Source organism: Clostridium sp. (genome assembly GCF_051278035.1).
GTDB lineage: Bacteria > Bacillota > Clostridia > Clostridiales > Clostridiaceae > Clostridium_AD.
This window is the reverse complement of sequence record NZ_JBNMNU010000200.1, coordinates 1-7,208: the sequence shown is the minus strand read 5'-3', so window position 1 is coordinate 7,208 and position 7,208 is coordinate 1. Positions and strand designations below refer to the sequence as shown.

5 protein-coding genes and 1 pseudogene are annotated in these 7,208 nt (G+C 32.9%); all 6 read right to left on the bottom strand.

Annotated elements, in window-relative coordinates; genetic code table 11:
* Positions 1-402: pseudogene (locus tag ACJAX4_RS20545) on the bottom strand (carbamate kinase); the annotation flags it as partial.
* An 81-nt stretch (positions 403-483) separates the two neighbouring features.
* The gene (gene arcD, locus ACJAX4_RS20540) at positions 484-1,905 is read right to left on the bottom strand and encodes an arginine-ornithine antiporter (RefSeq protein WP_435791298.1); all 1,422 of its coding nucleotides are present in this window, start codon (positions 1,903-1,905) and stop codon (positions 484-486) included.
* A gap of 149 nt (positions 1,906-2,054) precedes the next feature.
* Positions 2,055-3,053 (bottom strand): ornithine carbamoyltransferase, encoded by a 999-nt coding sequence (argF, locus tag ACJAX4_RS20535; RefSeq protein ID WP_435791297.1) that lies wholly within the window; start codon positions 3,051-3,053, stop codon positions 2,055-2,057.
* A gap of 20 nt (positions 3,054-3,073) precedes the next feature.
* Positions 3,074-4,573 carry an alanine/glycine:cation symporter family protein gene (locus tag ACJAX4_RS20530; RefSeq protein WP_435791296.1) on the bottom strand — a complete coding sequence of 500 codons (1,500 nt, stop codon included), beginning with the start codon at positions 4,571-4,573 and terminating at the stop codon, positions 3,074-3,076.
* 136 nt (positions 4,574-4,709) lie between these two features.
* Positions 4,710-5,540 (bottom strand): DNA-binding domain-containing protein, encoded by an 831-nt coding sequence (locus ACJAX4_RS20525; protein WP_435791295.1) that lies wholly within the window; start codon positions 5,538-5,540, stop codon positions 4,710-4,712.
* Complete coding sequence (locus ACJAX4_RS20520) at positions 5,537-6,862, bottom strand: ATP-binding protein (protein WP_435791294.1); 1,326 nt, start codon at positions 6,860-6,862, stop codon at positions 5,537-5,539. The genes ACJAX4_RS20525 and ACJAX4_RS20520 overlap by 4 nt, the downstream gene beginning before the upstream one ends.
* Positions 6,863-7,208: the final 346 nt, after the last annotated feature.

Below are 7,208 nucleotides of genomic sequence, written 5' to 3'. Positions count from 1 at the left end.
ACCTACTGGTTTAGTTGGGTTCTTAAACCCTCCATCATTTTGGTCAACTATTACTTGAGTAACTACTGTTGCAACTTCCTTTTTTATGCTTCTTTTTCTCATTTCCGCTCTAATGCTTTGTTGCAAATGATATCCTATATAACCTTGACTCATGGCGCCACATTCTGGAAAAGGCATTATCGGACTGTTTTCATGTATTGAATTAGCTGCTTCATAAGTAGCTATAAGTTGACCTACTTGAGGTCCATTACCATGGGCAACAATTACCTCATGCCCCTGTTCAATTAAATCTACAATAGCCTCCGAAGTTTGTCTTGCTGTTACGAGTTGTGCTTCTGCTGTAGTATCTTTTGGATTTGCTTGAAGGGCATTACCACCAAGTGCTATTACTATTCTTTCCATATTTATATCTCCTTTTATCTTAATTTAAATTTTATTAACTTTCTTAATAAGTCGACAACTATTTTAATCCATTTTCATAATTTAAATAGCAACGTTTCCCGTAGCTACTTGATAAATAATATATATTGCTCCAAAAGCAATTAAAGCAGTCGTTATCCATTGTCTTTTTGTTAACCAATTCTTTTCACCATTTTCTTTTCTAGCCATGGCGAAAAAAACAATTCCAGGAATGTAAGCTATAAAGCAAAGTAGAGTATAGTTTATTCCTGAAGCTACAATTGCCCAAATTTGAAAAATTGCTGCAATAAAACCTATTATAATTTGTTTTATTTGACCTTTTTCATGTCTATCTATATAAGAAATTTTAAATTGATACATTCCAACAAATAAATAACAAATTAATATTGAAGCAGTACAGAGAGAGTAAGCAAATTGGTATGCTTTATCTGTAAATAAGAAAGTAAAAAGAAATAGTTGAATTAAGGATGCTGTAATCATCAAAGAAAAAGTAGGTGAACCAGCTTTATTTACTTTACCAAATATTTTTGGAAGTAGTCTTGCACGAGCCATTAAAAGAGCTGTTTCAGCTGGTAGCATCGTCCAAGATAACCATGCGCCTAAAATTGAAATTATTAAACCTATATTTATGAATGTGGCTCCCCAAGATCCAACAACGTCTTTTAAGATAAAAGCCATCGCGGGAGTAGCTAAGTTAGATAATTGATCTTTGCTCATAAGACCATAAGGAATCATGGACGTTAAAACATAAATAATTAGCAAACCTATTAATCCAAGAATAGTTGCCTTGCCGGCGTCAGATTTCTTATTAGCACGGGAAGACAGCATTGAAGCTCCTTCTATACCAACAAAAACCCACATCATAACCATCATACAACTTTTAACTTGTGTGAATACATCTGAAAAGTCAAAATTAGTAGATACATTTCCCCAAAAATGAAATGAAAATAAATCCACCTTAAAAGCTATAATACCTATGACTATGAATAAAAAGATTGGGATTAATTTAAATATAGTAACTATTGTATTTATAACAGCTGCGTCTTCAACCCCCCTATTAACTATGAAAGTAAGTGACCACATGAAAATACTAGCACCAATAATTGATGGAATATTTTGACCGTTTCCAAAGACAGGAAAGAAGTAAGAAAGTGTACTCATAAGCATTGTGGCAAAGGCTACATTGCCAAGCCAAGCGGATAACCAGTATCCCCATCCACTAACAAACCCTCCAAATCTTCCGAAACCATCTTCCGCATAGCTGAATATACCATTTAATTCAGGCTTTTTTATTAATAAATTATTGAAAGATAACGATAGCATTAAAATACCAAAACCAACAATTACCCATGCAATAATTACTGCTCCTGCAGCAGCACCTGATGCTAAATCACTAGATATATTAAATATACCTGCACCTACTGAGGAACTAATAACTAGTGCTATTAGTGAAAATAATCCTAGTTTTTTTGAACTATCAGACATTTAAAACTACCCCTTTATCGTATGTTTTGTAGCGTACATATTTTTTGGCGAGAGCAAAAATTTTACCCTCGCCAATTAAATCTATATATATTGAAAGCATAATCCAAATAGAAGATTACTATCAATACAACTTTTCAAACTATTTTTGATTAGTCACCAAGTGTAGCAACCATAACTGCTTTTATTGTATGCATTCTATTTTCTGCTTCATCAAATACTATAGATGCTTCACTTTCAAATACTTCATCTGTAACTTCAACACCATTCATTCCAAATTTTTCGAATACATCTCTGCCAACTCCAGTTTTCAAATCATGATATGCTGGTAGACAATGCATAAATTTAGTATCTCTATTACCAGTAAGTCCCATCATTTCTTTATTAACTTGATATGGTTTTAATATATTAATCCTTTGCTCCCAAACTTCATCTGCTTCTCCCATTGAAACCCAAACGTCAGTATATATTACATCTGCATCTTTTACTCCCTGTGCTACATCACTTGTAATAGTAATTTTTGCCCCTGTCGTAGCAGCTATCTCTCTACATTTACTAACTAGTACTTCATCAGGGAATAGTGAATTTGGAGCAACTATTCTAAAGTCCATACCCATTTTAGCAGCACCTATCATAAGAGCATTTGCCATATTATTTCTACCATCTCCAGCATAAACAAATTTAATTTCGTTTAATGGTTTTGAAAAGTGCTCTTTTATAGTTAATAAGTCTGCAAGAATTTGTGTTGGGTGATCTTCTGTTGTTAAACCATTCCATACAGGTACTCCTGCATATTTAGCTAATTCTTTAACTATTTCTTGACCATATCCTCTATATTCTATTCCATCATACATTCTTCCAAGAACTCTAGCTGTGTCTGCTACAGATTCCTTTTTACCAATTTGAGTTCCTGTAGGTCCAAGGTAAGTTACGTGTGCTCCTTGGTCGAGTGCCCCTACTTCAAAAGCACATCTTGTTCTTGTTGAGCTTTTTTCAAATATTAGAGCAATATTTTTGCCTTTTAATTTTTGAGTCTCTGTACCTGCGTATTTAGCTCTTTTTAAGTCTCTAGCTAAATCTAAAAAGTAGTTTATTTCCTTTGGAGTAAAGTCCATCAGAGTTAAAAAATTTCTGTTTCTTAAATTAAACATAATAAATTCCTCCTAATATTTTATTCATTAATATCTCCTACCTTTTCTTTAAGTGCTGCCAACTGTTCTGGATAGTTCTGTTCAACTATGTCATTCCAAACTTCAGCACCTTTAATACCGCATCTCTCAGGAACAAAAACAGGATCCAACCCCATCTTTTTTTGCTGCTCATAATCTTTAAGAGTTGCAAGAACAGGTTTTGTTAATAGTATAATAGCAATTATATTAAGCCATGCCATCATACCAACACCAATGTCCGCAAGATTCCAAGCCATACTTGATGTACGGATTGTTCCGTAAAATGTAGATACTACTAAAACTATCTTCGTAATAAATGAAATAGTTTTCAAATTCTTACTCTTCCTAAATAAATATGCAACATTACTATTAGTATAGTAGGCAAATGCAAGTAATGTAGTGAATGCAAAGAAGAAGATTGCTATAGCAATAAATGGACTTCCAAGACCGGGAATCATTGTGTTTATAGATTCTTGAGCGAAAGAAGGACCAACACCAACTCCTGGAAGATTTTCAACCAAAAATCCACCAGCGGGATTTGCAACATTGTATTTTCCTGTAGAGAGTATCATAAGTGCAGTTGCTGTACAAACGAATAACGTGTCCACATATACTGAGAAAGATTGAACAAGACCTTGTTTTGCAGGGTGGGATACTTCTGCAGCAGCGGATGCCTGTGCACCAGTACCCATTCCTGCTTCGTTAGAATAAAGTCCTCTTTTTACTCCCCACATAACTGCATTTCCAAATACAGCACCGAATGCTGCGTTAGCGTTAAATGCAGAGCTGAAGATTAAGCCAAACATTGATGGTATATTTTTAATATTTATAAACAAGATAGCAAAAGCAATTAGAATATAAGCGGCTGCCATAAATGGAACAACTGCTCCAGCTACATTAGCGATTCTTTTAATTCCACCGAAAATGACAAAACCGAATAAGACAGAAACAAAAATTCCTGTAACATATGGAGATATACCAAATGCGGTCTGTGATGTCTCAGCAATGTTAAATGCTTGGATACCTGGGCCAGTAAATCCATTTCCTATAATGGTTACTATAGCAAATAGTATAGCAAAAGGTTTGTTTTTCAATCCTTTTTCTATATAGTATGCCGGACCTCCACGGTAATCACCAGCAATATCTTCTTTCCATACCTGAGCCAAAGCAGATTCTGCATAGGCCGAACCAGCTCCTAAGAATGCAATAATCCACATCCAAAAGATTGCTCCTGGACCACCATAAAATATTGCAGTAGCAACTCCAGCAATATTTCCTACACCTACACGTCCACCTAATGCCATCGCAAAACTTTGAAAAGATGAAACACCTTTTGTAGAACTCTTTCCTCCAAGCAATTGATGCACCATGTCTTTTATTAGGCGAAGTTGTGGAAATTTCATTCGTATTGAAAAATAAATACCAGCGCCCAAACAAAGATAAATCAAACCTGAGCCCCAAAGCAAACCTGCAAATTTACCTGTTAAAGTAGCAAAATCCATTTAGTAATCCCCCTATTTATTTTCTTTTATTATAACAATGACTTTTCAAAAACAATCAATTTACATCAAAAAAAATATTTAAAATTCTAAATGTTTTTAATGTTTTTAGAATTTTAAATATTTCTTATTACTATTTTTAGTCCACTTCACAGTTGAGCAGAAGACCTTCTAAAAATATATTTATTGAAATTTTGCCTCCAGTTTTCTTTAAGCATTTTATATGGTCCATTTCAGCTTTCACACTTGAAAATTTAAAAAGAACATTCGAATAAGTATAAAAAGTTTCATTCCCATAATCTTCGATTCCTAAGTTTGCCATATTCTCTAGTCCGACCTTAATTGCTCTTCGAACCCTTTGTTTCACAATATCGGAATTATCCCCAAAGCAGGTAAAGAGCTTATCTAAATTGCATTCCGAGAAAGTTTTTTTGTTTTCGATAAGGTATTCACATATTTTCATTATATCAGTTGTACCCTTTTCACCAAGCATTCCTAGTATACTTAAAATATGTTTTATTTCCTTTAAGCTGCCACCTATGTCCTTATTGGGCTCAGCAGAACTTCTCAACATTTTCTTAATATTAGTAAGCATTATTTGCATTTCAATTTTTTCTGCAACTTTTGAGGTTACCTTTTCCACTTCAATTTTATTTATAGGCTTTTTTATAAAAAATTCTATTCCCGATTTATATGAATCTGAGATAAGTTCACTATCTAAAACCTGAGATATCATAATAAAACAAATGGCTGGCCTTAAACTTTTGACCTGTTGCACAAGAGTATTTCCATCCATTTTAGGCATAAGAAAATCTACAAGCACAATGTCTGGGGCTAATAAAAGTATCTCGTTAAAAGCAGTTTCTCCATTGTTTGAGCAACCTATAACTTCAAATGAATTGTTTTCTTCTATTATATTAGTAAGTATTCTTACTATACTTATGTCATCATCAACAATATAGTATCTCATGAAATTTCTCCTTCCATTATATCTTCTTTTATTTTCATAGTAAATTCCGTCCCTAGGAGCGTTGAGGAATGAACATCTATAGAACCTAAAAAAATATCATTAACAATGCCTTTTACATGGGCAAGTCCAATACCTCGGCAGATGTCACCAGTCTCAGTATTAAATTTAGTTGAAAATCCAGGATTGAAAATATATTCAAGATCTTTCTCCTTTATACCTTTGCCATTATCGGATATAACAAAAATACACTCCCCCTGCTTCCTCTTAATAGATATTTTTATAAACCCATTATTCACTTCCTCCATAGCTTCCATACTATTATAAATAAGGTTTCTCAGAACAGAGACCAGATAAAAATGTTCCTTAACATTGAAATTATCTTCTATTTCAAATTTTAAACCTGCATTTGATTTGTTTCTTTTTATATGCTCCTTTACCTCAATTTCAATAATGTTTGCCATATCGTAAATATTCATTTTCGCCGCATCCGTTTTTTCGCCAACCATTTCTTCTAATCCTTTTATAACGCTTATATAATCTTTTTTTATTTCATGCACATCTTTTGCTATATCAAGAGATATATTTTTTAATTCAAAAGGATAGTTATTCTCTGATATAGTTTTATATAGGGAATAAGCTTTTTTCATAACATCTTCAATATCCGCATTGTTTTTATTCATGAAATAAATTTCACTTTTTACACTTGAAGTCATTAACATTAATTTTCTATATCTTTCCTCATGTTCTTCCTTGATAAGTAATAACTTATAATGTTTCAGTAACAATATTAGACATATTGCTATTACAGTTCTTGTGAAGGCTATTAATGCTAAATTTTGAAACATGTTATAACTATATCCCTTGAACCCAAGTATTACACTGATCTCTAAAATGTTAGAAAAAAAATCACAAAAAAATATTGAGAAGCCCAAATCTGTTAAATTCGATTTTTCTTTTTTCCAATAGAATAAATAGAATAGTATTCCATATGTAAAATAAAACAAAACATCAGGCCCTATAAAGCCAATGGTAGTATGTAAATTTTCACTAGCAATGTATAAGAATATCCCCCTATAAAGGGGAGAAACTATCCCCGTTGCAAGAAGTATTTCTATAGGGTTAAATTCTTTGTAAAAATATAGAAATACGGGCAATATAACAACAGCAAGGGTTATTATAAACCCCGGTACAAAAAAATTCATATTGACTTGAGATGCTAATGCAACTCCAACTGAAATCATTAAAATAGACTTTAATTTTTGCACTTTGATAATTTTCACCTTCCTCTCTATATTATAAATTACTCTTGATATCTCACTCATTCTTAGAATCTCATCATTTCAAAAAGAAACCTTCTTGGTATATATTGAATTATTGTATTTATATGGGCATAGATGAGTGACCTAAATAGAGTTATGCTTTTTTGTTAAATTATGGCTACGTCGGATATCCGCATTATCTCTGGTAACTTACCCTTCCATGTCTCACAGGATCTATGTCCTAAATTCCTTCGTTCAGTCTATCCAAGAGGCGGATGTCACCATATGCTCCAATACCGGGTCTATGCCCTTATGGTGAAATTTAAACCTGACTAATCCCAGTTTCTTTTTTCAAAGTTCAATCTAAAAACGTGAAATTTCTATTACTTATCCACAATTATTAGCTCAA

Bases quoted from the DNA above. Each gene is read 5' to 3' on its own strand.
- arcD (WP_435791298.1), bottom strand. From the start codon at position 1,905: ATGTCTGATAGTTCAAAAAAACTAGGATTATTTTCACTAATAGCACTA.
- argF (WP_435791297.1), bottom strand. From the start codon at position 3,053: ATGTTTAATTTAAGAAACAGAAATTTTTTAACTCTGATGGACTTTACT.
- ACJAX4_RS20530 (WP_435791296.1), bottom strand. From the start codon at position 4,573: ATGGATTTTGCTACTTTAACAGGTAAATTTGCAGGTTTGCTTTGGGGC.
- ACJAX4_RS20525 (WP_435791295.1), bottom strand. From the start codon at position 5,540: ATGAGATACTATATTGTTGATGATGACATAAGTATAGTAAGAATACTT.
- ACJAX4_RS20520 (WP_435791294.1), bottom strand. From the start codon at position 6,862: ATGAGTGAGATATCAAGAGTAATTTATAATATAGAGAGGAAGGTGAAA.